Source organism: Bacteroides sp. RTP21281st1_H5_RTP21281_210402, from assembly GCF_040918965.1.
Taxonomy (GTDB): Bacteria; Bacteroidota; Bacteroidia; order Bacteroidales; family Bacteroidaceae; genus Bacteroides; species Bacteroides congonensis.
In genome coordinates, this window is sequence record NZ_JBCOWR010000009.1 from 248,350 (window position 1) to 275,346 (window position 26,997).

Sequence of the window (26,997 nt, forward strand, 5' to 3'; positions counted from 1 at the left end):
AAGAACAAAAGAACATATTTCTTCCGATACTGATATTCTTAAAATATGGAACGTGGAGTATATGTTCTTTTGTTCTTATGTCTTTTCTATTCTTCCAGATACTTTGTAATCTTTCCGCTAATCTGCAATAACGAAATCTCACAAAGTTTGGTATTATATTCTGCGGAGAGGATACGTTCTTCCGCATCTAATAAACTCTTTTGTGCTTCGCGTACTTCAAAGCCGGATAAATCTCCCTGAATATAACGATCCATGGCAATATCATGGTTGTCTTTGGCAGTTATAAGATTCTGTCGTTCCAGATTCAATAACTGGAGATTGTTGCGGTATGCCTGCCATAAATTACTGAGGTCGGAGCGGAGTGCCAACTCAAGGTTCTGTCGTTCCAAGCGCCGGTTCTTAAAGGCAAGAGTCGCGTTCCGCTTTTCGCGGCGGCGGTTTCCATCGAATATATTAAATCCGATAGTTACTCCAGCATTGAAACCTAAATTGCCTCTTCTGCTTGTGGCGTTAACGTCATATTTATTAAAGGTATATCCGTATCCGGTATTCAATTTGAGATAGGGATAGTTGCGTGAGTTTATCTTTTTATAATCCAGTTGTGCCAATGTCGTATTCTGGTCAGCTTTTAGTAAAGACGCATTTGTTGTCAATGTAGCATTCCATAAATCTTCGAACTTCAGGTTGCTGTGTACGTCAATGGTGGAATCTTTGATGATAATAACTTGATTGACATTATTATTAGCCATCAATTCATTCAACTGGATGCGTGAAGAGTGCAGCAATTCCTGTTGTTTTATGTATTGGGCGCTATCTGCATTGAAGTCCACCTTTGCCTGCTGATAATCCAGTCCTGAGAACTTACCGACAAGGTGGCTTGCTTCTGCGATACGCAAGCGCTCTTTGGAGAGAGACATTGCATAATGGAAGTTTTTTAGGCGAATCTTCTGCTGAATAAAGTTGTAGTACTCCGATGTCAGGTCGGCAATAAAGTCCTCGATAGCGATACGGGTGTTGGTTTCTCCCTGTCGCTCCAATTCTTTCAACTGCTTGTAAGTCGTACTGATATTGAATCCGTCAAAGATAGTCCAGTTGAGGTTGAGTCCGACATTGACTGTCTGGTCATATACTCCATTGGTTTTCGTTATCTCTCCGGTTTCACGGGCTTTACTTTCAATATTATCCAGATTGCCGGTATATCCGGCAGAAAAGTCCAGCGTCGGCAGATAGCCTGCGTTTCCCAATGTCGCGTTGTTCTTGCTGATTTGCTCTTCGTTATGGACGATACGTAAAGAGTAATTGTTCTGCAATCCTTCTTCCAGGCACTCTTTTAAGGTGAGTACTTGTTGCGCCTTCGCAGTAGAAACTGATAAGAAGGCACATGCGGTAACTATATATGTGATGCGTTTCATGCAAATTCCTTTCTGTTTCATTCGGTTATCTTTTTGACTCGGTTAGTTGAAATATAACTGTAAATAGCCGGTACAATGTACATGGTGAGCAAAGTAGAAACTACCATGCCACCTACTACTGCCGTACCCATGGCGATACGCTGATTGGCACCTTCTCCGGTGGCAAAAGCCAGTGGGATAAGTCCCAGAACCGTAGAAGCACTTGTCATCAGAATCGGGCGGAGACGTTGCAAAGCTGAATCCTTGATTGCGCTCATCTTGTCTTCTCCGGCTTCCTGTTTCTGATTGGCGAATTCCACAATCAGGATACCATTCTTGGCCACCAGCCCGATAAGCATAATGATACCGATCTGGCTGAAAATATTCATTGTAATATCTCCGAAATACATAAATACTAATGCTCCGGCAATAGCCAGCGGCACTGTCAGCATGATAATCAACGGGTCTTTGAAACTCTCGAACTGCGCAGCCAGAATCAAGTAAATCAGAAGAATAGCCAGGATAAAGGCAAACATCAAACTGGAAGAACTTTCGCGATATTCCTTGGAGTCGCCCGACAAGGCGGTACGGAACGTATCATCCAATGTTTCCTTGGCTATCTTATCCATTTCATCCAGTCCTTGTCCGATTGTTTTTCCATCCGCCAGTCCTGCTGAGATAGTGGCTGATACAAAACGATTATAACGGTATAGTTTAGGCGGAGCAATACCACTTTCCAGTTCAATCAGGTTATCCAATTGAATCATGTCACCATTGCTGCTACGCACATAAATCGCTTTCAAGTCGGCCGGTTTATTTCTTTGCTGACGGTTGATTTCACCGAGGATTTCGTACTGCTTTCCGTTCATATAGAAATATCCCATGCGCTGACCGCTCAATCCGTATTGCAAGGTCTGGGCGATGTTCTTTGTACTTACCCCCATGATACTCGCCTTGTCGCGGTTAATCTGGATACGGGCTTCCGGCTTGCTGAACTTCAAGTCAACGTCCGCCATCTGGAAGACCGGGTTTTCGTACACTTTCGCCATGAATTTAGGCAGTACCTCTTCCAACTTTTCCAAGTTGGTAGCTTGAAGTACATACTGGACAGGCATACTTCCACGACGTCCGCCGAAGGAAGATTGCTGTTGCACGAACGAACGCGCCATCGTCTTCTTCTGTACCGCTTTCGATATTTTTTCGGCAACATCCATCTGTGTATAGTTACGGTCTTTCATGTCCTTCAGCGTGATACGCACGTTTCCACTACCACTGGACACACGGGCGGTAACCGCTTCCGCATCCGGCAGGATGGAGTCGACAAGCTGATTGATGTCTTCGGTGTAATCACGTATATATTCATAAGTGACACCCTCTGCGCCTCTCGTATTGATAGTGATTTGCGAACGGTCTTCCAAAGGTGCCATTTCGGAAGGAACCGCATTCCACAGGATACCAATCAGGCAAATCGTGATGAAAGTGAATGGAAGCGCAATCCATCGTTTATTCAGGAAAGCGGCAAGTGAACGGCTGTACAGGCGGTTCATACCTTCAAAGAATGGTTCGGTCTTTGAGTAAAACCAACCTTGTTTTTCCCGTTTGATAAGCAGTTTGGTCGCCAGCATCGGCGTGAAAGTCAATGCGGCAAATGAAGAGATGATGACCGAACCGGAGATTACAATGCTGAACTCCCGGAACAGACGTCCCGTCATACCGTCCATAAAGACGATGGGGAAGAATACGGCAACCAGGGTGATAGTCGTTGAGATGACGGCGAAGAAGATTTCTTTGGCTCCTTCGATACCCGCCTCTTTCGGACTCATTCCCTTTTCGATACGGATATAGATATTCTCCGTCATAACGATGGCATCATCTACTACCAATCCCACGGATAGCACGATGGCAAGCATGGATAGTACATTGATAGAGAAACCTGCCAGATACATGACGAAGAATGCACCGATGAGGGAGACAGGAATCACGATACATGGTACCAGTGTCACACGCCAGTCGCGCAAGAACAAGAAAATGATGATAATAACGAGTACGAAAGCTTCATACACGGTAGACTTTACCTCGTTGATGGATGCACGGATAAACTTGGTATTATCAAAACCGTAGTTGTAGTGCACATCTTCCGGCAAGTCTTTCTTCATCTGTTCCATACGTTGATATACAGCGTCCGCAATCTCAATATGGTTGGCTCCCGGCTGTGGAATAACTACGACACCTACCATCGGCACACCGTTCATTTTCATGTAACTTTTGATGTCGGCAGGCCCCAGTTCGGCACGTCCGATGTCACTGAAACGCACGATGCGGTTGTTCTCTTCCTTGATAATCAAGTCGTTAAACTCGTCTGCAGTGTGCATCAATCCTAAGGTACGGATTGTCAACTCGGTAGTATTTCCTTCGATACTACCTGACGGGAGCTCGACATTCTCATTATCCACTGCATTTTTCACGTCGATAGGACTGATACCATAGCCGGCCATTTTTGCCGGGTCAAGCCAGAGACGCATGGAGTAACGCTTTTCTCCCCAAATGGATACGCTACTTACATCAGAGATGGTCTGTAATTGTTCCTTAACCGTCAAATCCGCGATTTCACTTAATTCCAACAGGGTGCGTTTGTCGCTTTGCAGAGCTACCATCAGGATAGGCATAGCGTCCGCGTCTGCTTTCGACACGGTAGGCGGGTCACAGTCACGGGGCAGGTAACGTTGTGCGCGTGAAACCTTGTCGCGTACGTCATTTGCCGCCGTTTCCAAATCGACGGACAATTCAAACTCTACTGTAATACGGCTCTGTCCTTGTTGGCTGACACTGGACAGAGAACGGATACCGGGAATACCATTGATATTCTGTTCCAACGGTTCCGTAATCTGGTTTTCGATAACGTCGGCATTGGCTCCCGGATAGGAACAACTGACGGAAATAATCGGATTATCCACTGACGGATATTCACGGACACCCAGGTAGTTGTATCCGATAAATCCGAAAAGCAGGATAATGATTGTCAGTACGGTGGCTAATACCGGTCGGCGTATGCTTAATTCAGATATATTCATAGGGCACTGGTATTAGTCAATTTTGTCAAGTGTCACGGCAAGTCCGGTGCGGAGTTGCAATGTTCCTGAGGTGATAATGGTGTCCCCCATGTGCAATCCTCTTGTCACCTGTACTTCGGATGCGGTGCGGATTCCGGTAGTGATTTCCACCGGTTCGGCTTTTCCTGATTTGTACAAGTAGACTTTGTCTTTACCCATTTCCGGCACAATCGCTTCCGTAGGGATGGCGATTGCATTCTCTATCTCGTCTTTTTTTATCAATACGCTTGCATAGCGGCCGGGGAGCAGGATATGGTTGACATTCGGATAGAGTGCACGGGCGGTAAACTGGTGCAGATTAGGGTCGATAGCTGATTCGACAGCATACACCTGTGCACCGAACGCATCCAGATTGCCTTCAACGTTAAAGTTTAAGTTAGTCCCTTTTCTAATCTGTTTGGCATAACGTTCCGGCACGGAAAATTCAACTTTGAGGGGAGAGATTTTTGTCAGTTTGGCAACAACCGTAGTAGGAGAGGCGTAGGTACCGATACTGACTTGGCGAAGCCCGATAACGCCGTCAAACGGAGCACGAAGCTCGGTCAATTCGATATTAGCCTTAATGATTTCTATGTCGGCATTAAGAGTTGCCAGGTCGGTCTTGACTTGTTCGTAGGCTTCCTTACTGACAGCATCCCGTTTCAATAGTGCGTCTTGGCGGAACACACGGTCTTCTGCCAATTTCAATTGTGAAACAAGACGTTGTAATTGTGCCTGCAACTGCCGGTCGTTTACTTTGGCAAGCAACTGGCCCTTCTTTACCGATGTTCCTTCCTCGAAATTGATTTCGACAATCTTTCCGGAAGTTTCGAAAGACAAATCTACTTCTTCGTCAGGCAGAAGTACCCCCGTAGTCGTAAATTCATCTGTCAGGGATTGTGGCTTTATGACTTTGGCGTTCACATTCAGAATCTGTCTTCCCTTTTTCTTATTACCGCTCATTACTTTGTCGGCAGCGGTTAGTTCGTCGTTCTTTTTGGGTAATTGTGAGTAGATTCCACCACCGATGATACCGGCACCAACAAGAATAATGATGCCCCATTTAGTTTTCTTATTCATGGTTTAGTATAGTATATAGCATGTTTACATTACATCTTTAGAAAATTAGACATCTTCTAACAGGTAAGGTTTAATAAGGATTGTAGTAAAAAAAGTTAATCGGCCGAAGGCGGGAAGAGAATTAGTAGGCAGACCGATACTTGCCTTCTTCTTTATCTTCCAGCATATTCAGATAAGAGGTGTAGCGTGATTCACTGATTAAATGTTCTTCTACCGCCTTGCGTACAGCGCATCCCGGTTCGTGGCGATGAGTGCAGTTATTGTATTTGCAGTCAGCGGAAATCTTGAATATTTCGGGAAAATAATGTCCGATTTCTTCCTCTTCCATATCGAATGTGCCGAAACCTTTGATACCCGGGGTGTCAATGATATATCCATCCCCGTCTACGGGAAACATTTCGGAGAAAGTAGTGGTATGCATTCCTTTGTTGTGATAAGAGGAAATCTCACCGGTCTTGGCTTCTATTCCCGGCAGTATGGCGTTGATGAGTGTGGACTTTCCTACTCCCGAATGGCCGGAAAATAGTGTGATTTTGCCTTCCAGGTCTTTTTTTATTTCGTTTACACCGTCACCGTTCTTGGCGGAAACCTTAAAACAGGGGTAACCGATATGTGTATATAAATTAATGAGTGCGTCCAGATAGCGGAGTTCGTCTTCGTTGTAAGCATCTACTTTGTTGAATACCAGTTTGACAGGAATCCGGTAAGCTTCTGCCGATGCAAGAAAACGGTCGATGAAGATAGTGGATGTTTCGGGATAGTTGACGGTTACCACCAACATACATTGGTCGAGGTTGGCAGCAAGGATGTGGGACTGTTTAGAAAGATTGGAAGAACGACGGATAATGTAGTTCTTCCTATCTTCTATTTCGTTGATGAAAGCAGTGCCTTCCTGATTAAGTATAATCTGAACACGGTCGCCTACCGCTACCGGATTGGTACTGCGAATACCTTTGAGCCGGAAATTACCTTTGATCTTACATTCGATAAATTGCCCGTCATCGGTCTTTACCTGATACCAGCTACCTGTGTTTTTGATTACTAATCCCTTCATAAATTGAGAATTGAGAACTTCGCTCAAAACCTTATTTGATTTTTAATATTAAAGTATAGTCTCAATTTTCAATTTAAACAGTCATGATTTCTTTGTCCTTTTCAGCCAGCATATCATCAATCTGTTTGATATACTTATCATGGATTTTTTGCAGTTTGGCTTCCGCATTCTTCTGCTCGTCTTCTGCCAATCCGTCTTTTACAGCTTTTTTCAATGCGTCATTACCGTCACGGCGGGCGTTGCGTACGCTGACTTTAGCTGTTTCACCTTCGGCCTTGCATTGTTTGGCCAATTGCTTACGACGTTCTTCCGTCAAAGGAGGGATACCGATACGGATTATTTCACCATTGTTTTCGGGCATAATGCCGAGGTCGGAGTCGATAATTGCTTTTTCGATGACACGGAACATGCTTTTATCCCAGGGTTTGATGGTGATACTGCGTGCATCGGGAGTGGTCACAGCTGCTACATTGCTGATAGGAACCATGCTTCCGTAAGAGTCTACACGGATACCGTCCAACAGTCGGGTACTCGCTTTTCCGGCGCGGATATGTGCCAGTGCTTCTTCCAGATACATGATGGCCATATCCATTTTTTCTTGTGCATTGTCAAGGCAAGTCTTTACGTCTACCATATTTTTCGATAATTAAAGTTGCTATTCGATTGATTAATTAGCAAAAGTATATTATTTTTTGTTCATCTGCAACAGCATTCCCATCTTTTTTATAAGCGACTTCCCTATGATAATCAGGGTAACAGCGGTGATTATCATTAAAATGCCTGTCATTAACCGGGGCGTAAGTTTTTCGTGAAACAGAAGAACTCCGAAAAACAAAGCTGTCACAGGTTCCAAAGCTCCTAAGATAGCCGTTGGTGTGGAGCCTATGTAATGGATGGCCAGGGCTGTACAGACCAGTGATACGGCAGTAGGCAGAATAGCTAGTGCCAGTACGTCCGCCCAAAGCCAGGCGGATGGAATAACTTGCAGTTCCGTACAAAAGTTCAGGCGGACGATATAAACGGAAAGCCCGAACAGGATAGCGTAAAACGTAAGTTTCGTTGTCGGCAGGTTTTTCAGTGCCGAACGGTTCACACCTACTATATATATGGCGTAGGAGAGTGAAGACAGCAGGACAAAGACGATTCCTATGGTTGATAACGGTTTACTACCGTCTCCTTGGTACAGCAGAGCGATGCCCGAAAGTGCCAGCAGGATGGAGAAGACGGTAATCGCGGAAATCTTTTCTTTGAAAAACGCTCCCATAATAACCGCTACCATCACCGGATAGACGAATAGAATCGTAGATGCAATTCCTGCGTCCATGTAGTTGTAGCTCATAAAAAGGAGTAAGGAAGAAAACGAGAATAACAATCCCATAATAACCAACGGCAGAATATCTGCTTTCTGAAGAGAGAAAGATTGATGTTGCATCTTCATCAGTATCCCTAATACAATGACAGCAAAAAAGTAACGGTAAAATAAGACCGTATCGACACTCATGCCTGCTGCATAGAGCGGGAGCGTAAAAAGAGGATTCATACCGTAACTTGCGGCGGCAATCGCTCCATAGATAAAACCTTTGGTTTTGCTATTCATCGTTTTAAGTTTTTTAAATGGCGTGCAAAAGTACGCAGTTCGTACATGATAAACAAGCGTTTACCCCGTTGATAGTATAATTTAATCTTTCGTATGCTAAAAAACTAATCTTCCGCCTGCATGGAACTAATTTCGTTTATGCATAATTTAATTTGTTTGCCTATAGGCGAACTTTCATCCGTCTATAGGCAAACTTGCGTCCGGCTATAGGCAAACGAAAGAAACACTATAGGCAGACGAATTAAATTATGCAGTTCGAGGATTAATTGAGTGCAGTCGGATGGGTAACTTTTAGGAGCGTAGGAGATAATTTCATACGAAACAAGGCAAAGAATATCCCCTAAACGAGATTCTCTGCCTTGTTATAGATGTATTGAAGAAGCCGATTAGTTGTGTACGATTGTACCGATTTCTTCGCCGTTGATTACTTTTTTAAGATTACCTACCGTGTCCATGTCAAATACGACGATAGGCAGGTTGTTTTCTTTGCACATACAGGTAGCAGTCAAGTCCATTACTTTCAATCCACGTTTCAGTACTTCATCGTATGTGATGTCGTTGAATTTGGTTGCAGTCGGGTCTTTTTCAGGGTCGGCAGTATAAATGCCGTCTACACGGGTGCCTTTCAGCATTACATCTGCTTCGATTTCGATTCCTCTCAATGAAGAACCTGTATCGGTAGTAAAGAAAGGATTTCCCGTTCCTGCGGACATGATGACAACCTCACCGTTCTCCATATGTTCGATAGCTTTCCACTTGCTGTAGAATTCTCCGATAGGCTCCATGCGGACTGCTGTAAGCACACGGGCTTTCACTCCGGCTGCTACTAATGCCGAACTCAATGCCAAGCTGTTGATGACAGTTGCCAGCATCCCCATCTGGTCACCTTTCACACGGTCGAAACCTTTATTGGCTCCACTCAATCCACGGAAGATATTTCCACCACCGATAACGATACCTATCTGTACGCCTTGTCCGTGGATTTCTTTGATTTGCTCTGCATATTCTGCTAATCTTTTCTCGTCAATGCCATATTTTTTTTCGCCCATCAGGCTCTCTCCACTGAGCTTTAGTAAGATTCTTTTATACTTTGCCATATCTTTTGCTTTTTATTGTTTGCCGCAAATATAGAGATAATTTGTCAGATAGCCTTATTGAGATACAATTACTTTTTTCATGATTTGTCTTCCCAGGAAGGTTTGTACAATTCCTCTCAATGAAAGATAAACCAGAAACGCCAACCATAAAGCATGATTTCCCAAAAGGGAATGAAATGCATAATATATCTCGAAAAAGCTGGCGGAAGCAATTAACATAGAGTAAAGCATCTGACGGGTAGCGGTGGCACCGATAAATACTCCATCCCACAAGAAAGCAGAAAAACCGGCTAACGGAATGATAAGTGCCCAATAGAAATAGGAATCCGACGCATTGATTACTGACGCATCGTTAGTCAGCAATCCCAGGAATTCTTTTCCACCAACTGAATATAAAATAGTGAATACCAACGAAAGTCCAAATCCCCAATAGAAGAGGTGACGCACTGTGCTGCGCAGGCCTGTTTGGTTTTTAGCTCCTATATAACGTCCTGCCAATGCTTCGCCGGCATAGGCAAAGCCATCCATGATATAGGAAAAGAGAGTAAATAATTGCATCAGCAAAGTATTGACCGCTAAAACAACTTCTCCTTGTGCAGCTCCGGCTGAAGTGAAGAACATGGTGACTATGACAAGGCAAAGCGTACGGAAAAAGATGTCACGGTTTACCTGAAAGAAACGATACATAGCCTTCTTCTGCCAAATATCTTTCCATACAATTCGTTTTCTAAGCGTATGATAGTAGCGTATGTATAACAGAATAGCCATGAAGAAACCTGCATACTGGGCGATGAGGGTTCCCATAGCCACACCTGCCACTTCCATATCCAATAAATAGACAAAACAGAGACTGGCTGCAATATTGACAATGTTTTGCGTGATAGCGATATACATCGGGAAACGTGAATTCTGCATTCCGATGAACCAGCCTGCAAATCCATAAAGGCCTAATGTGGCTGGAGCTCCCCAAATGCAGATGTAGAAATAGGTCGTTGCCAGTTGCTCGACTTCCGGTGTCGTTTGTATAAATGTAAATGCCAGTTTCAGGATAGGATATTGGAGTATCAGCAGACAGAAGGCGATTAATAATCCCACGCCGACAGAGCGTAATAGCAGTCGGGTGATTTCATTTAGATCATGCTGACCGTAAGCCTGCGAAGTCATGCCACTGGTTCCCATGCGCAGGAAGCCGAAAATCCAATAGATAATATTGAACAACATTCCCCCTACGGCAATGGCTCCGATATAAGCCGGAGAACCGAGGTGACCTACGATAGTGACATCAATAAGTCCCAGTAACGGAACGGTTATATTGGATATAATCGATGGTATGGCAATCTGTAATATTCGTCTGTTTTCAGAGGTTTGTTTTTTATCTATCATTCTATAGAAACACTTTTATCAAATTGATTGTTCTTTTTATGCGCAAAGGTACATTTTTTATTTTTTTATTGTATCTTTGTGTGCCACGAACTAAATAGCAAATATTGGATTATGAGAGCCTTAACTATCTTCTTTTTATCTTTGTTTTCGTTGCCGCTGATGCTGAATGCGCAGTCGGTCGATGAGATGTTGCAGAAAGTGTCTGCCGCTATCGAAACCGGGCAGAACGGGCAGGCTGTGAGTTATTTCCGGCAGACGATCAGTCTGAATATTGACCGCACGGAAATGTACTATTGGACGAGTGTGGACAAAAGCAGTGAAATTAGCGTGAATCTGGCGAATGAACTGGCGATTGCCTATAAGAAGAAGCGGAATTATGACAAGGCTTATCTGTTCTATAAAGAGTTACTTCAAAAGGCTCCCAATAATGTAGACTATCTCGAACCCTGTGCCGAAATGCAAGTTTATCGAGGACAAGAAAAAGATGCTCTGCGCATGTATGAGAAGATATTGCAATTGGATGCGGACAACTTGGCTGCCAATATCTTTTTAGGGAATTACTATTATTTGATGGCTGAACGGGAAAAGAAGCAGTTGGAAACTGACTATAAGAAAATATCGTCGCCAACGAAAATGCAATATGCCCGTTATCGGGATGGATTGTCGAAAGTGTTTGCTACGGGATACGAAAAGGCACGGAACTCCTTGCGGAAGGTTGTATTGAGGTTTCCGTCGACAGAGGCTCAAAAAACGTTGGATAAGATATTGAGAATAGAAAAAGAGGTGAATCGCTAAGCGATTCACCGTATATATTCGGTATGTGTGAATTTGACCGTCTGGCAGTGACGTAGCCTTGTGGATACATCTTTTTACTATCAAATTCTTACATGAAAAACTTTTTGGTCACCTTGTAAGTTCCACTTCCATAGTTCTTTGATTTCATCTCTCCGGGAAGAGTTACGGTAGCGGTGGCACCTTTAGGGATGGTAAATTCCCAAATCCAGGCGTCTCCTTCGTATTTCCAGGCACTCTTGATGAGTCCGGCGGCGGAACGGTATTCGGCAGTCACGTGTCCTAACCGCTTGTCTGGAATGGGCTTCATAATGATATGTTTGAAGCCGGGGGTGGCAAGATCAGCTGCGATGCCGGCAACGGTTTCCCAAATCCATTCACATACGCATCCGTAGGCATAATGATTGAAGCTGTTCATGCCGCTCGGTCCCATTCCCTTGTCTATCATATAGCTGTTCCACCGTTCCCAGATGGTGGTGGCTCCGTTGTCCACAGAGTACAGCCAGCTTGGATTCTTACGTTGGAAGAGGAGTTCATAGGCAATGTCTTCCATGCCATTCTCCGTGAGGGTGGCCATGAGGATGGATGTGCCTAAGAATCCGGTCTGTAAGCAAAGGTCGTGCTGTGCGAAGTTTTCGCGCAGACGGTCTATCATCTTCGCTTTGGCTTCACCTTCCACAAGCTGGTTCTTTAGGGCGAACAAAGCAGGTGTCTGCATGGTGTTGAGGATGGCGGTTTTGAAGGTACCGTCTTCATTGAGGAAGTTCTCTTTGATGTATGCCTTTGCCGAATCAGCCATTTGCTGGTATTTGGCGGCATCACGACCGATGGCGGCAGCCATGTCCCGCATCATGAAAGCATCTGTCATCCAGTAGGAAGCACTCAAATAGTTCCAGTAGCTGATAGCATCAGGAAGCGGACCTTGGGGAGAGAAAGCCAGTCCGCTCCAGCTTTCCAGAGGTTCGTAGCTCAGCCAGTCGGCCCATTGATAGTTACCGTTCTCGTTACAGAGGGCCTCGTGGTTATACTTAGTGTCGTTGATGTGGTTCATAAACAAGTCCATGGCATTCCAGTTCTCCTCGATGATTTGCGTGTCATCGAATTGTTTCCATACCGTCCAAGGCACGATGATTCCGGCATCAGCCCAACCGAAACGCATTTTCTCGTCACCGTATTGTGCCAAGGGGGCCACTCCGGGGAATCCGCCCAAACTGTTCTGTGTGTCGCGCATGTCACGCATCCACTTGTGGAAGAACTTCATGGTGTTGGCAAAGAACGTTCCTGTTTCTGCAAACACTTGTGTGTCTGCTGTCCAGCCCAGACGCTCGTCGCGTTGCGGGCAGTCGGTGGGTATGGACAGGTAGTTGGATAGCTGCCCCCAATAAGTGTTGGAGATGAGCTTGTTCACAAGCTCGTTGCCTGTGGATATAGTGCCGACCTCCATTTTCTTTGTGATGGAAGTGACTGGGATGGACTTCAGCGACTTGATGGCGACATTCCCGGTGGCAATTATGGAGACGTAGCGGTAGCCGAAGAAGGTGCAATGAGGGTAGTAGGTCACATAGCTATTTCCGGCAGCAAAAGTGTAGTCCAGACGGACGCCGTAAGGGAAGCGCAGGTTTTCGCGGTGACAGCTTCCTTCCGGACCGTCCATGCCACGAATCTTGGCACCATTACCGTCATTGAGCAACTCTGCGGGAAGGCAGGTCAGCACTGTTCCCTCGGCAGCTTTGAATACGAAAGAGGGGATGCCGGCACAATTTTGTCCGAAGTCTACCACTAACGTCTCTCCCGGACTTACGGTCATCTCTGTATCTAATGCGAACTCACGGGCAATAATTACCTTACCGAACTCATGCTCCTTCGCTCCCTCTACATTCTTCCAAACGTATGCTCTGACAGGAGCAAGGGTGAGGTCGGTACGTAGATAGACTTCCGCTCCGTCCGAAGGCAGAATGTCGCCGGAGAATTCGGTATTCTCTTCGGGTACGGAGAGTTTGTCCGCACATTCGTAGCCCATCGGTTCGCGTGCATCGTACGTTTCTCCATCAAAGATGCCGGCATGTTTCACCGGGCCGGCAATTCCGGCTTTCCAGTTTTTGAGGTCAGTACCGTAGCGCTTCTTGGTTCCGTCAGAAAAAGTCAGTTCCAGTACACCGCGAAAGGCACATTTCTTGCCTATCATGCCGTCATGTCCTCCGGGGGTTATGATTTTGTCACCCCACCATCCCGGCGTCACCTGTGCGGAAAGTCTGTTCTCGGCGTTTGGCTTGGTACGAATGATGTCTGTAATGTCATAGGTGAAAGAACGTTTGGTCTTGGCATAGTGTGTGAAGCCCGGTTTCAGGAATTCCCCGCCTACGGGTTTCCCATTCACATACAACTCGTAAATTCCCAGTCCGGTGGTCATCCACTTGGCGGAGATGACTTCCTGTACGTTTTTTACAGTGGACACGAACCAGGTCGCGCCATCGGCCGCGAGACCGTTGTTGTGTCCTTTCGCCACGGGGGCGTCTGTTGCGGAAATCCATTTGGATTCGTTCCAGGCCGACGCTTCTAATGCGTCAGTACGTTTCCCGACTTCGGTTGCGTTTATCAGTCCACTATTTGAGAACAACACGAAAATTATTATCGGAATAATATCCGCAAAATAATGAAAATTCATTTTCATACTTATATGTGTTTTTATTTTTCTTATTTAATCAGATAATCAGATGCGTAGATAAAAGCACCGGCTGTCCACCCCATAAATGGAGGCATTTCGTATTCATTATTCACTTCCAAATTTCCTAATTCAGCGTTATATTTCTCCCATAGATTACCTGAAGATTGGTAAATCTTAACAATACTACTAACATATTTCTGAGCTATGCGACGAGCTTCTTTTTTAAATCCATAGCGGTCCAGACCATTTATTGATAAAAGATTAAAACTCGCCCATGCATTAGGAAAATCCCACTGATAGGTTCTCTTGCGTTTTCCTTGTTCGCAAGCGACAATGCCCCAAGGATATTCTAATCTTTGAAGATGAACAACCACATTCTTAGCTTGATGTTTGGTTAAGACCTCTGCCCAAAGTAAATTAAAAACAGCCGCAGAATATATAGGGCTTAGTCGATTATTTATAAAGTCATAATCATAAAAACAGCCGTCTTGAGAGTTGTAACAATATTTATTCAACAGATTTTTCCTTTTTTGGGCTGCATCCAACCATTTGTTTGAACCTTTCTTTTTCAATTCTTTATAGAAAAAAGCAAAATTCTGTTCATATAAATAGAGATTTGCATTTAAATCCACAGGATTAAAATCTTCACAACGAAAATCAAAACGAGGGGAAAAATCCCAACCGGACTCCGCTTCTGCAATTAAATGAGAAGATTGTTTCAATAACTTCAAAGAATCTGTTAAAACAGGCAAGTCAGTGAAACGTGTTCTCATATATTCATAAAATGAAACTAGTTCATCTCTTGTTGCACTGTTCGAATATCGGTTCAGTCCCGTAGGTGTAATTCGTTGAGTCATCCAGAATGTGTACTCTTTTTCTAATATTCTACAGGCAGATTCCAACCATATTTTATCCCTGCTCTTTTCGTAAATATCCCGAACCATCATACTGGCAAATGGTGGTTGTGAACGATTCAAATATGAAACATTAGATCCATTAGGCATAAATCCAAACTTATCTATTAAGTAAAGGATGTTATCTACATTATTCAATGCCTGCTCAAAGTCATCATCCGATATCAACCCTATATTTGTAAAATATGTATCCCAATAATACATATCTTGCTGAAATGCACCGCTCAAACTTGGAACACTATAAGGTTTTGGCAAAGCAATATATCCCAATGTATCCTTTTTACACTCTTTTACAGTATGTCCCATATGTTCTTTAATGAATAAACGTACATTTCGTATGTCTTCAAGCGATTGCTGTTGGGCATTTATAAAGAGAGAAAATATGAAAATAAATATTGCGGTTAATAATTGACGCATAGTATATTGTATTTTAATAATGTTTTATTTTAACTCAAACACTATTGTTCCCTTGATATTCCGGGAGGAACTCCCAATCATCGCTTCAAACTTGCCGGGTTCGGCTACCCATTCATGTCTTGCATCATCAAAGAAACTCAACGCTTTTTTATCAATCGTCAGTGTTACCGTTTTCTCTTCTCCCGGAGCCAATTTAACTTTCTGGAAAGCTTTCAGCTCCTTCAACGGACGCGGCAGGGAAGATTTTTTATCGCTGATATAAAGCTGAACAATTTCCTGACCTTCATAGGTTCCTGTATTTTTTATGTTGACGGTAAACGAAATCGTATCATCGGCGGTCATTGTTTTCTTGTCCGCAGCAGGTTTGCTATAAGTAAAAGTGGTGTAGCTTAATCCGTGTCCAAACGGAAACAATGGCTTGATTTTTTCTTTATCTGCCCAACGGTAACCTACAAAGATGCCTTCATGGTAAGTTTCGTTTATTGTGTCCCCTTGATGCTTGGTTACCAATTCTTCTTTATTGCCTGGATATTCGCCTAATTTATGAGCACCTACATCATCCAATTTTACGGGAAAAGTAAAAGGTAACTTACCGGAAGGATTAATATCTCCGATTAATACAGAAGCGAGGGCCGTTCCGGCTTCCGAACCTAAGAACCAGCCTTGAACAATGGCGGGAACTTCGTTCACCCAAGGCATAGCTACAGCATTGCCGGAAATATTGACAAAAATCAAATTCTTATTAATCTGAGCCAATTCGCGGATTACTCTGTCTTGCGCATATGGCAATCCCAAAGAAATACGGTCTGAACCTTCACAATCTTGTCCCTCACTCTTATTTAGCCCACCGAAGAAAATAACATAATCCGCGTCCTTAGCCACTTGCAGAGCCTCAGCGAGAAGTTCATCTTCCGAGCGGTCATCTTTTAGGTTCTGCCCGGTTTTCACACCGTTATATTCACCTGTCGGGTCGCCTACATATCCACGGGCATATACAATCTCTGCCTGTGAGCCGGCACGTGCTTTTAAACCGTCCAACGGAGAAATCTCGTACTTCACTTTCAAGGAAGAACTACCACCGCCCACTGTCATCATCTTGATTGCATTTTCACCGATAACGGCTATTTTTTTCGCTTTGTTCAAGTCAATAGGCAACACGTTATTGTTGTTCTGTAAAAGAACGATTCCTTCTTCAGCTATCTTACGACCGGCTTGTCCATGTTCAGGAGAACCTAAAGAGCCGAACGGCTTATGCGGATTCATCGAAGTACGGAAAATTAGACGAAGGATGTTGCTGACTTTCTCGTCCAACTCTTTTGTTCCGACTTTACCCTCTTTAATCAGTTTCAGGTAAGGGAAAGCCAGGTAATAATTATCATAAGCATTACGGGTTCCGTCAGACAATCCGTTTGTCCACGAACCGAATTCCAAGTCCAGTCCGTTGTAGATGGCTTGTTCGGTATTATGCACACCACCCCAGTCGGACACTACCACGCCGTCGAAGCCCCATTCGTCACGGAGAATGTCTTTGAGCAGGCGTTTGTTATGACAAGCGTGCTGTCCTTGATAAAGATTATAGGAGCCCATAATCGACCAGGTTCCGCCTTCCTGAACGGCAGCCTTGAAAGCAGGCAGGTATATCTCATAAAGGGCACGGTCGTTCAGGTGCATATTCGTAGTGTTTCGATTGGTTTCCTGGTTATTCAACGCATAATGTTTCACGCAAGCGGCTACACCATTTTCCTGTACTCCTTTGATATAAGGGACTACCATCATGGCGGACAGATACGGGTCTTCACCCATATATTCAAAATTACGTCCGTTCAGAGGAGTACGATAGATGTTCACACCGGGTCCTAACAAGATGTCTTTTTTCCGGTAACGCGCCTCTTCACCGATACTTTTTCCGTAGAGATGAGACATTTCCGGATTCCAGGTGGCAGCAAGACAAGTCAATGCGGGGTAAGCGATACAAGAGTCATTTGTCCATTCTGCCTGGTCCCATTCATCCCACAGTACTTCCGGACGGATACCGTGAGGACCATCGGTAGCCCATACCTCCGGGATTCCAAGCCGAGGTACGCCTGCCGAACTGAATTTTGATTGTGCATGAAGCATCTTCACCTTTTCTTCAAGGGTCATCCGGCTCAATGCGTCTTTTACACGCTCTTCGATTGGTCTATTCGTATCCAGATACGCTGGCGTCTGCGCAAAGGCAGGCAACGCAGCCTGCAAACAGAAAAATAATAGTTCCGCTAAGATTGTCAGTTGTTTCATACGTATAAAAAGATTAGTCAGTATTAATATAGAATTATATGAGTTACAGCTCATATAAAAAAACAGATAATTATCGTTTGATGTGATAAAGAACTACCTATAAGCAAAGACTAATATTTCGATAATCAGTCCTTACCTATAGGTAGATCATCAAACACCAATTGAAATTTAAGCAAAATGTCTTAACAAGTTTGCTGCTTTTTATTTGAAATCACGGGATGAACAATCTATAATCAGACGATTGTTCTCCGGATTTAATGATACTGTATTTCCACTCTGTTTCACATTACCTTTCAGACAGACAATGCCGTATGAAATACCTTTCAGTTCACCAGTCAACGAATTGTTTCCTTTCACTTTCAGTGGCAGTGTCTTTCCCGTGGCAACTTCGAGTTTCAACTTCCAAGGGTTGGATGTTTTACCTTCTATTTTAATCTCTCTCTCGGACAGGGTGATTGTATAGACAGATTGGTCGGTAGCTACACAACACAGTTGCATCTTGCTGTCATTCACAGTCTTCACTTCTACATTCTTTATGGTCACTTCCTTTTCTGCTCCGTTCTTTATGGTGTAAAAACGGATAGCAGCATACTCTTTGGGGGTGCTCCATAAGAAACCGTCAACAATCGGACAAGTGGTGAACACACACTGGTTAGAAGTTCCACGTCGTTTTAAATAATCCGATTCTATACGTTCATCAAATAAGTGGATATCCCTAAAACGAATGGAATAATCATTCCATAACAGATTTGTACGGTAGAAACGACTGTTGAACCATACAGTCCGATTACCATTGTCTTGCGCGTCAGTGAGTGCTGTGACCGAGGTAGGAGGAGTGACAGGATATTTCTTTTTAAACCAACGTCCCGCTTCTTCCAGTGTCTCAATCTGTATATCTCCGGCTTGTGCCAATGAATCGAGAAGCGGGAATTGAACTCCCAATCCTTTCTTTATACCTGCCCAAGTAAAAGAATTTTCCTGACCAACTTGTGTATAGTTGAAACCGATACAGGGATCTTCAAAAATAGATTTAAAGAAATAGCGCACCCATTTTTCATTCCTGCCTGCCTCCCAAACAGGTTCCAACGTAATAACTCCCTGTGCAGATTCTCCCAAACTGATATCATATTGATAAATAGGATCACTACCTAACATGCGGAATACCGGAACGGGAATTTGTCCTTCTTTCGTCTGTGCAGGCATATATCCGTTGAGGCGACTGGGATAGTAGGCCTGATTCCAATAGCCGCCCCACAATGTATAGCCATCTGTTCCATACTGATCCCTACATGTACATGATGACACAATGCCATATTTTTCATACATGTATCTCAATGTATGGGCATCGATAAACCATGAACCGATTGAAGCAGGATATTTTCCAAAAATCTCTTTAAATTTATTCATGTACACATCTACGAGTTTTTCTCTCTCTTCCGGAGTATATCCTACGGCAAAACCGACATCTGCATGCCAGTCCCATGGATAACGTCCTCTCCATTTCAATCCGACTGCTTCTACATGCGGTTGAGTAATTTCCCACCAACCACCAACTTCTGTTCCTCTTTTCATTTCTTCCTTCAAAAGTGACTGATAACTAGGATTGATCAATGCATCGTATTGCAGTAAGAAAGTTCCTCTCATATTGTACTTCTTCAACAGTTTCACCTGTTCGCATACCGTTTCATACAATACATCTTCTGTGATGTTATTGTCTCTGGGCTCCAATTGACGTATAAAGTTGATGATGTTTACAATGCGAGGAGGATGATTATTTTTGGCAGTACCATTGGTTACCGCCAGAAATAATAGAATCGTGATTGAAAAAAATAATTTCATCATTGCGTTTCAAGATTATTGTTTAAAGCATTATTCATAAAATACATTCCTGCCAATGTTATATTAGCCTATTTAATACTGACGATAAGCTTCCGACATCTGATTAAGTGTTTTAGGAATCCACACTCTATAGCGTCCGGTTGGGGCCCAATCATTCCCGGCAGAAGCAAAATCACAGAATTTAATCTGTTTGACAGCTTTATTTTCCATATTTTCCAAATCCGTACCAAGTATCATTGGCACCTCCATTGTAACCCATGCAAAGGAATCTTTTCGAGTTTCTTGTGGCACAGCCGATACCTCTCCCTTTTCATTCTGTTGAATAATGGCACATTCATCTACATATCCATCCATAAACCGACTGTCACGGGCGAACACCAATGGTCCATAGGTTACAGCTTGATGCTGATCATACTCCTCCACTTTCGCTTTTAATTTGAAATTAATGGACACTTTATCTCCTTTCTTCCACTTTCTTTGCAAGTAAAGATACCCGCCTTTGCGTACACTTGGCTGTGATTCTCCATTAATGGCAATCTGATAATTATCATCCACCCATAATGGAATGCGGAATGCTAATGTAAACTCTGTTTCTTTACGTGGATTTATTGACAATTCAACATGTCCATCAACAGGATATTGAGTTTTCATATCAAGTTTTATTTCATTTTTATTCATGAAAAATGCCGCCTCTGAATCCAAATAAAGATTTACGTACACCTTGTCATTCTTTATCATATATGCCGTTTGGGGAATTAAGGCAAACGCACGCGGACCATTAGCATTACAACAATTGATTTGCATGCCACATTGTTTTTCGCCTTCACATCTACGTCCTTCTAACGGACTATATTTAGATATTTGCGTACCATCATTTTTCATGGACGACATCAATGCATTATACATGGTGCGTTCAAATTCGTCAGCGTACAATGAATTGGTCGTTTCCTGCAATAGCCGTGCACACAATTGCATCCAGGTAAATGTCACACAAGTCTCCATGGTATGGTAAGTAGGTATTGTTTGTTTTTTCTTTCCTTCATACCAACATTCAAAAGTTGCTCCCGAACCGACTATATTGATTTCATTAGCGATGATGTTTGCAACAGTCTTCTCGGTTGCCTGCAAATACAACGGATCGTTAGATATTCTGCCTAATTCAACCATTCCCTCATAGCATGACATCATTTCATAAGCTTTCTGTCCATTTTCATAACTCCACCATGATTTAGGAAAAGTAAAACGATGGACGGGGATATTCTTTAGCGCTTTGGTAATTAATTGCGAATGGCCTTCTTTTTCAATACTGTTTATAATTCCTTTTGCGAAGTGCAAATAACGTGGTTCCTTTGTTGCTTCATACAAATAAACAACCGGCTCCAATATGGAACAACTTGGCATTCCGTAATAAAATCCGGTTTCTGCTATATCGAGTTGTTTCTCTTCCAGTTCTTTTATCAGAAGATCTATTAAGCGCTGTACCGCAATCAATGCATTGTTGTCTTTGGTCAATCTGTAGTAAGACAATAATGCCAAAGATGTGTATTTCCGTCCCCAGATATCCCAACAAGTCAGTCGACTTTCCGGTTTATAATTACCGATATAACCGTCGGCGTGTTGTGTTTCCATAAACTGATTGGCTGCATTCACAATCTTCTGATAAAGCTCCTCATCCCGTGTGTATTCGTATGATGCAATAGCTCCTAACATCCATTTTCCTAAGAATTCTGATTGCCAACCGTTTCCTTCCGTCAGATGCCGAAAGGGTTCTACCAGTTCATCCGCATTCTGTGCTTTCACTCTTTGGTCAATACACATCCGGATGCGGTCTCCAATATAGCCGTTAATACTGATTCTTCCCCCTTCGTTATTTGTACCACTGAAGAGTTTTTTAGTCTGCCCGTTAGCAACAATAGCGGTAAGAGCAAAAAATAAAATATAAATAATTTTTTTCATTTTCTTTCATGTTATAAGTTCTCTCCAATCCCCATAAAAGGGTGTGGAGTTAAAGTGATTTTATTGTGCCATATCCCTTGCTTAATGGCAATATGGAAATGACATGTATTTCCTGATTTAAAAAGTTATGTTTTATCCTTTTACTGAAAACAGATAGTCTCCGGAACCAACTTTGATTTTTATTCTATTTTGTTCGACTCCTAAGAAAACAATATCCTCAACCGAACTCAGGCAAATTCCATAATCCATAACATTTTCAATTTTTGCAGTAGGCAAGACTATTACCGCTTCACTATTTGCCGGAATAGAAACTTTCAATTCAAAACCTTCTTGCTTTTTCTTCCATTCACTACATATTCGGCCGTAGGGAGACTCATAAGAAGCCGATGCTGTAGTTATATCTCCAACGACATGAGGAGCAATTAGTATTGTTTTATATGCCAATGATTGTTCTGTCTGACGTATTCCTCCTATGCCACCATATAACCACTCCATCAAATGTCCTAACATAAAATGATTGTTGGACACAAAACCAAATGCTTGCCATGATTCGGTAAGTGCTGTTGCTCCATGTGCCAACTGCCAACCATATCCAGGCACATTGTATTTACAATTCATCTTATAAATCAACTCTGACAAACCGTTTGTTTCTAAAGCTTGCAATACATATCTATATCCGATATCACCCGCAGTTAACGAATAATTCCGTTTTTCTATATCGCAAATCAGATTGTTAATGATTGATTGTTTATATGTTTCATCTGTTAATCCCATAAATAGTACTATCGAATTTGCAGTCTGACTATTACGGTCATAAGTTTTAGTGGAAGAATTGAAAAACCTGCGGTTGAATGATTCTTTAATTTCAACTGCCAATCTTCCATACTTTTCCACGTCATCCGGTTGAGCCAGCAAACGTGCGATTTTTTGCATAATAGTAGCGTTATAGTAATAAGTTGCAGTTGCGGTTAAACCATTTGAAGTCAGCTGGGAATTTCCAGGAACATCCGGACCTATGTCAAACCAATCCCCCAATCCATATGCTATGATATTGTCGTTTGCGCGGGAAGCTAAGTAATCCATGTATCTTTTCATCATAGGATAATAGTTTGTCAGTGCCCTATCATCGCCATACCATAAATATGCGTACCAGGAAGATATTATAAAAGCACTTCCCCATTCTGGCGTATCTTCAAAGCCTTCTTTAAATCTTACATATTCGGGTGCAATGGATGGAATCACTCCTTGCTCGGTCTGTGACAGATACATATCCCTTATAATCTTATTATACATCCTCGACATGTTATAGCGATACTGCAACGAATACTGCATTAGGTAAGTCTGTTCTACCCATCCTAATTTTTCTCTGTGAGGACAATCTGTCAATACACTGGCCATATTGCTACGCATAGCCCAGTCAATGAGGTTGTGTATCTTATTGAACAGGGGATTGGAACAAAAGAAAGTTCCGGATTGAGGAGCAGACAAACTTGTATGTAACCCTGTAAGTTCAATTATCTCAGGAAGATTCTTCGGATTTTTTTCTCCTGTCGGAACAGCCCCCTTTACTTCCACATAGCGAAATCCATAATAGGTAAACTGCGGTTGCCAGGTTTCGATAGTATCGTTTCCTCGAAGCTTATAATGATAACAAAACGGATACCCGGAAGCTGACTGATTGGCAGTGTTGTTCTTGTTTAGCAATTCGGCCGGAACAAGGCAAAGACTCTGATTCCTTTTTCCTGAAACGCGGAGACGAACTATTCCGGAGAAGTTCTGTCCCAAATCATACACCCAGTTGCCTTTACTGTTTTTATAACATCTGACTACAGGTATTTCTTTTTTTATCTTTAACGGCTCTATTTGCTGGGAAACCATTTTAGGATGATAATCCACTTCAAGAGCATCTTTCCAATTTTTGTCATCAAAACCGGCATTCATCCATCCGACTTCTTGTTTGGTAGCATCATAGTCTTCACCGCCATATATGCTGGAGAATGTAATAGGGCTTTCGGTCACTTTCCAAGAGTTATCCGAAACGATTTCCTGCGATGTACCGTTATCATATAGTACTTTCAGTATTAATTTCAGTTTGGGAGCACCGTATGAAACTAATAATTTGAAATAACGTTCTTGTGGTACATTGTAGAAACCATTTCCAAGCATAACTCCAAGAACATTATCTTGTTTATTCAACAGTTCTGTTACATCAAATGAAACATAGAAGACCTCCTTGTCATACAAAGTCCATCCTGCATCTAAAAAATGGTCGCCCACTTTAGAGCCATTTATAAACAAATCAAAATGTCCTACTCCTGAAATATAAACAAAAGCTTTTTGTATACCTTCCTTTATTTGAAACTCCTTTCGGAATTGGGGCATTTTATACATACCTGTTTTAGAAGTTGGCAAAGCATCTTTATCTTGATAATGAATACCCTTTATTTTTGCTCCGTCTGCTTCCATTGCTATCCAACGGGAAGTACCCCAATCGCTTTCATTCAGTAGTCCTGTTGTAAAAGTATGCATTTGACTCCATGCAGACTCTTCCACTTTATCATTCCAGACTTTTACTCTCCAATAATAGGTTGTAGAAGATAGTAATTTTTTCCCTTTAAACTGATTGAAAATCGAATTGTCTGAGAATACTTTACCACTATCCCATATATTGCAATCATCGTTTTCCAATTTGGCAGGAGAGTCTGCAACACAGATATGATAAGCACTTTGTTTAAAATTTCGTTCTTGTGCATGTATCTTCCAACTGAAGTACGGCTCGTTGGTTTCTACTCCAATAGGATTTTCTGCCTGCTCTGTCATGAGTCCATATACTGAAAATGAGGGAGCTGCCGACATACTTGCAGTAATAAACCAAACGAATATAAAAACTATTTTCTGTATTTTCTTTTTCATTTTATCGCAATCGATATATCGGTAAATCTCTTTTTCGCAGTTACAATATCATTATCGTCTACCCTATCACGATAGATAGGGCAGACAATGGATTTACAGGTATACAAGTTCTTCAATTCATATCTCAAAGAATTGCTCATTACTCAACTGTGACGTTAGTAACATAGTTGTTTTTGCGTATAAGATTTGATGTTCCGGTTATTTTCGTACCATTGACATAATAATCTTTAATATATATATTGGATACCTTGTGCTCTTCATCATATCCAGACAAGTCGACTCCGGTGCAGCCGGAACCTATGTGACGAATATTTTGAAAACTTACGTTATCTATACTTCCCCGGATATTATCTTGAGACCATTGGGTGCCGGTAATTCCTAAACAAAATGATTTTCCCCACCAGCCTGTATCCACAGGTTCGTCTTTTAACATGGCATTTTCTTTTATCGCTTCTTCAATGGAGATATTTTTAAAATGAACATTTTCAATGTGCCCCCTATCACCATTCTGCATGTCCAATGCAACCATTGTAAAGTGAGGAATATAACAATTCGAAATATTGACATTGCGAATAACATCCACTACAGTTTCGGCTCCAAATTCAATAATTTTTCCCCAGTCATTCCAAAGCACACAATTATCCACTGTTATATTTTCGATAACTTTTTGCTTATCATAACAAGCCTTCTGTCCTTTAATTGCAATACAGTCATCAAACGCTCTGACAAAAGAATTCTTAATTGTTACATCGCTACTGTTGACAATATCTATCCCATCAGCATTATATCGCCAAAAGCCTACCAACTTAACATTGTCGAAAGTGATTCCATTACAATAATAGGGAACCACCGCCCAATGAGCCGGATCTTTCACAACAATACCTTCAATATGAGCATTCGATACTCCCTTCAAGGAAATGGAATGTCCCGAATTCATGTGGCTTGAGTCGAGAATACCTTTCCCCACAATTTTTATATTAGACGTGTTCTCACTTTCAATAGCTCCGTAGACTATTGCTCCTTCGTCAATATATACCATTTCATTACTTCTCATTGTAATAAGGCCGACTTCATGGGTACCGGGACCAAAATAACGCGCATCAGCACTTCTTTCGACTGTCAATTTTTTCGGATTGGCAAACAGATGCAAGGCTTCATGGTAGTCGCCAAATTCGACGACGAACTGGCAAGGACCTGATAATGTAAATTCAATAGTATTTTCTTTCACTACGGGAACAATGCCAAACTCTGTAGGACGTATTGTACATTCTTTCACATTTTTCGGTGAAGTAATTTTCACCACGGCATTCTTTTTATAATCGAAATAGGCAAAATGGGCGATTTCCGTTTGAGAAACAGGTCGTTGAAACCCTTCCCATACCATATTCTGAGGATATTTAGAAACCCGTGCCTGATGAACCGTTACCGGGGTTCCATCCACTTCTATCTTCCATTCTCCTGAAGGCTTATCAATCGCCTCATCATTTGTTTTACTATGACAACTTGTAAAATGAAAACTGCAACTTACAATAAGTATATACTTAAAAAAAAGATTTATTGTTCTCAACATGATTATTAAAAGATTATTGTTTTTAACGTGATTATTAAAGATTTATTGGGATACCGGAAACTGTATTCCTGAGCTTCCGGTACTCTATTCATTCTTTCAATTATTTATATCCCGGATTTTCCACTAAATTAGGATTGTTACCTGTACGTCCTAACGTGATTGGGAAATAATATTGATGTTCGGAGAATTTAGGTCTATTATCTCCATCTATATTATACAACACTTCCAGTTTATATTGAGGCGGATTCGTACCATAAACCTGTATATAACGCAATCCGGAATTGCTTTTCGACAATACATCTGTAGCTATCCTCCAACGTCTCACATCCCAATAGCGATGTCCTTCGAAAGCTAGCTCTACTTTTCGTTCATGACGTATTTTCTCACGGTCGATGGTTTCCAATTCTTTGATACCGGCACGTCTTCTCAGTTCATTAATAGCACTCAGTGCGTCTGATTCATTCAGTTCAAAAGCTGCTTCAGCCAGGTTCAACAATATCTCTCCATATCTGAAAACGATATAATCGGTACTTGAAAAACCGGGAGGGCCTTGAAGGGTATTGCTACTTTCATCCAAATATTTCATTACACCAAAACCAGTTCCAAAACTGTTATCTACACTTTGTGTACCCAGTGCTAACACACCCTCGTGTGATCCTGAGGTCAAAGTCTGTCCATTCGGCAAAAGCAATCCATTATGGTAATCGACTTTTGCGCCCTTCCAGTCGGTATTTTGCGTATAAATGGTGGCAAAAAAGCGTGGGTCTTTATCTCCCCAAAGTTCTTCCGTAGTCCACGTTTTACTCATGATTTGTTGTTTGTTCAACGTACCGGGGGTTCCGTCTGTGTATTCGAATTCTTCTGCCATTTCAAGGTAAGGGGCGTCTTTGTTCCCTGCATTCCATGCGTGTGGTTTCGGGCATTGGGCAAAATCATACCCCCAACAGTTACCACCACTATACA

17 protein-coding genes are annotated in these 26,997 nt (G+C 42.4%); 1 reads left to right on the top strand and 16 read right to left on the bottom strand.

Annotated features, from left to right (window positions below; translation table 11 throughout):
• Positions 1 to 86: 86 nt before the first annotated feature.
• The 8 genes from AB5443_RS15095 to AB5443_RS15130 all read right to left on the bottom strand — a co-directional run bounded on the left by AB5443_RS15095 (position 87) and on the right by AB5443_RS15130 (position 10,691).
• Positions 87 to 1,433, bottom strand: coding sequence for a TolC family protein (locus AB5443_RS15095; protein WP_082073486.1), 1,347 nt, complete (start codon positions 1,431 to 1,433; stop codon positions 87 to 89).
• Positions 1,430 to 4,462, bottom strand: coding sequence for an efflux RND transporter permease subunit (locus AB5443_RS15100; protein ID WP_022140358.1), 3,033 nt, complete (start codon positions 4,460 to 4,462; stop codon positions 1,430 to 1,432). The genes AB5443_RS15095 and AB5443_RS15100 overlap by 4 nt, the downstream gene beginning before the upstream one ends.
• 12 nt (positions 4,463 to 4,474) lie before the next feature.
• On the bottom strand, positions 4,475 to 5,560 hold the full coding sequence (locus tag AB5443_RS15105; RefSeq protein WP_022140357.1) for an efflux RND transporter periplasmic adaptor subunit: 1,086 nt from the start codon (positions 5,558 to 5,560) through the stop codon (positions 4,475 to 4,477).
• 121 nt (positions 5,561 to 5,681) lie between these two features.
• Positions 5,682 to 6,614, bottom strand: a complete 933-nt coding sequence (gene rsgA / locus AB5443_RS15110) for a ribosome small subunit-dependent GTPase A (protein ID WP_073344799.1) — start codon at positions 6,612 to 6,614, stop codon at positions 5,682 to 5,684.
• Positions 6,615 to 6,687: 73 nt separating this feature from the next.
• The gene (gene frr, locus AB5443_RS15115; protein ID WP_044656385.1) at positions 6,688 to 7,248 is read right to left on the bottom strand and encodes a ribosome recycling factor; all 561 of its coding nucleotides are present in this window, start codon (positions 7,246 to 7,248) and stop codon (positions 6,688 to 6,690) included.
• A gap of 51 nt (positions 7,249 to 7,299) precedes the next feature.
• A complete protein-coding gene (locus AB5443_RS15120) occupies positions 7,300 to 8,211 on the bottom strand; it encodes a DMT family transporter (protein WP_195408567.1) in 912 nt (303 codons plus the stop codon).
• A 386-nt stretch (positions 8,212 to 8,597) separates the two neighbouring features.
• On the bottom strand, positions 8,598 to 9,308 hold the full coding sequence (gene pyrH / locus AB5443_RS15125) for a UMP kinase (RefSeq protein WP_022140351.1): 711 nt from the start codon (positions 9,306 to 9,308) through the stop codon (positions 8,598 to 8,600).
• A 54-nt stretch (positions 9,309 to 9,362) separates the two neighbouring features.
• Positions 9,363 to 10,691 (bottom strand): MATE family efflux transporter, encoded by a 1,329-nt coding sequence (locus tag AB5443_RS15130; RefSeq protein ID WP_277134334.1) that lies wholly within the window; start codon positions 10,689 to 10,691, stop codon positions 9,363 to 9,365.
• Positions 10,692 to 10,802: 111 nt separating this feature from the next.
• Between AB5443_RS15130 and AB5443_RS15135 the strand changes: the two genes are divergently transcribed.
• Complete coding sequence (locus AB5443_RS15135) at positions 10,803 to 11,486, top strand: lipopolysaccharide assembly protein LapB (RefSeq protein ID WP_277134332.1); 684 nt, start codon at positions 10,803 to 10,805, stop codon at positions 11,484 to 11,486.
• 88 nt (positions 11,487 to 11,574) lie between these two features.
• On the opposite strand, the gene AB5443_RS15140 is transcribed toward AB5443_RS15135, so the two are convergent.
• From AB5443_RS15140 to AB5443_RS15175, 8 genes are all read right to left on the bottom strand, one after another.
• Positions 11,575 to 14,154 (bottom strand): family 78 glycoside hydrolase catalytic domain, encoded by a 2,580-nt coding sequence (locus AB5443_RS15140; RefSeq protein ID WP_277134331.1) that lies wholly within the window; start codon positions 14,152 to 14,154, stop codon positions 11,575 to 11,577.
• Between the two features lie 23 nt (positions 14,155 to 14,177).
• Complete coding sequence (locus AB5443_RS15145; protein WP_073344087.1) at positions 14,178 to 15,479, bottom strand: trehalase family glycosidase; 1,302 nt, start codon at positions 15,477 to 15,479, stop codon at positions 14,178 to 14,180.
• 24 nt (positions 15,480 to 15,503) lie between these two features.
• Positions 15,504 to 17,756: a glycoside hydrolase family 3 C-terminal domain-containing protein gene (locus AB5443_RS15150; protein WP_277134329.1), complete on the bottom strand. Its 2,253-nt coding sequence runs from the start codon at positions 17,754 to 17,756 to the stop codon at positions 15,504 to 15,506.
• 201 nt (positions 17,757 to 17,957) lie between these two features.
• A complete protein-coding gene (locus tag AB5443_RS15155; RefSeq protein WP_277134327.1) occupies positions 17,958 to 19,598 on the bottom strand; it encodes a hypothetical protein in 1,641 nt (546 codons plus the stop codon).
• Between the two features lie 69 nt (positions 19,599 to 19,667).
• Positions 19,668 to 21,551, bottom strand: coding sequence for a beta-L-arabinofuranosidase domain-containing protein (locus AB5443_RS15160; protein ID WP_277134325.1), 1,884 nt, complete (start codon positions 21,549 to 21,551; stop codon positions 19,668 to 19,670).
• Between the two features lie 132 nt (positions 21,552 to 21,683).
• A complete protein-coding gene (locus AB5443_RS15165; protein ID WP_277134323.1) occupies positions 21,684 to 24,464 on the bottom strand; it encodes an alpha-L-rhamnosidase in 2,781 nt (926 codons plus the stop codon).
• Between the two features lie 139 nt (positions 24,465 to 24,603).
• Positions 24,604 to 26,034, bottom strand: coding sequence for a glycosyl hydrolase family 28 protein (locus AB5443_RS15170; RefSeq protein WP_277134321.1), 1,431 nt, complete (start codon positions 26,032 to 26,034; stop codon positions 24,604 to 24,606).
• Between the two features lie 100 nt (positions 26,035 to 26,134).
• Positions 26,135 to 26,997: RagB/SusD family nutrient uptake outer membrane protein (locus AB5443_RS15175; RefSeq protein WP_368119617.1), on the bottom strand; the 863-nt coding region annotated here is incomplete at its 5' end.

Bases quoted from the DNA above. Each gene is read 5' to 3' on its own strand.
- AB5443_RS15095 (WP_082073486.1), bottom strand. From the start codon at position 1,433: ATGAAACAGAAAGGAATTTGCATGAAACGCATCACATATATAGTTACC.
- AB5443_RS15100 (WP_022140358.1), bottom strand. From the start codon at position 4,462: ATGAATATATCTGAATTAAGCATACGCCGACCGGTATTAGCCACCGTA.
- AB5443_RS15105 (WP_022140357.1), bottom strand. From the start codon at position 5,560: ATGAATAAGAAAACTAAATGGGGCATCATTATTCTTGTTGGTGCCGGT.
- rsgA (WP_073344799.1), bottom strand. From the start codon at position 6,614: ATGAAGGGATTAGTAATCAAAAACACAGGTAGCTGGTATCAGGTAAAG.
- frr (WP_044656385.1), bottom strand. From the start codon at position 7,248: ATGGTAGACGTAAAGACTTGCCTTGACAATGCACAAGAAAAAATGGAT.
- AB5443_RS15120 (WP_195408567.1), bottom strand. From the start codon at position 8,211: ATGAATAGCAAAACCAAAGGTTTTATCTATGGAGCGATTGCCGCCGCA.
- pyrH (WP_022140351.1), bottom strand. From the start codon at position 9,308: ATGGCAAAGTATAAAAGAATCTTACTAAAGCTCAGTGGAGAGAGCCTG.
- AB5443_RS15130 (WP_277134334.1), bottom strand. From the start codon at position 10,691: ATGATAGATAAAAAACAAACCTCTGAAAACAGACGAATATTACAGATT.
- AB5443_RS15135 (WP_277134332.1), top strand. From the start codon at position 10,803: ATGAGAGCCTTAACTATCTTCTTTTTATCTTTGTTTTCGTTGCCGCTG.
- AB5443_RS15140 (WP_277134331.1), bottom strand. From the start codon at position 14,154: ATGAAAATGAATTTTCATTATTTTGCGGATATTATTCCGATAATAATT.
- AB5443_RS15145 (WP_073344087.1), bottom strand. From the start codon at position 15,479: ATGCGTCAATTATTAACCGCAATATTTATTTTCATATTTTCTCTCTTT.
- AB5443_RS15150 (WP_277134329.1), bottom strand. From the start codon at position 17,756: ATGAAACAACTGACAATCTTAGCGGAACTATTATTTTTCTGTTTGCAG.
- AB5443_RS15155 (WP_277134327.1), bottom strand. From the start codon at position 19,598: ATGATGAAATTATTTTTTTCAATCACGATTCTATTATTTCTGGCGGTA.
- AB5443_RS15160 (WP_277134325.1), bottom strand. From the start codon at position 21,551: ATGAAAAAAATTATTTATATTTTATTTTTTGCTCTTACCGCTATTGTT.
- AB5443_RS15165 (WP_277134323.1), bottom strand. From the start codon at position 24,464: ATGAAAAAGAAAATACAGAAAATAGTTTTTATATTCGTTTGGTTTATT.
- AB5443_RS15170 (WP_277134321.1), bottom strand. From the start codon at position 26,034: ATGTTGAGAACAATAAATCTTTTTTTTAAGTATATACTTATTGTAAGT.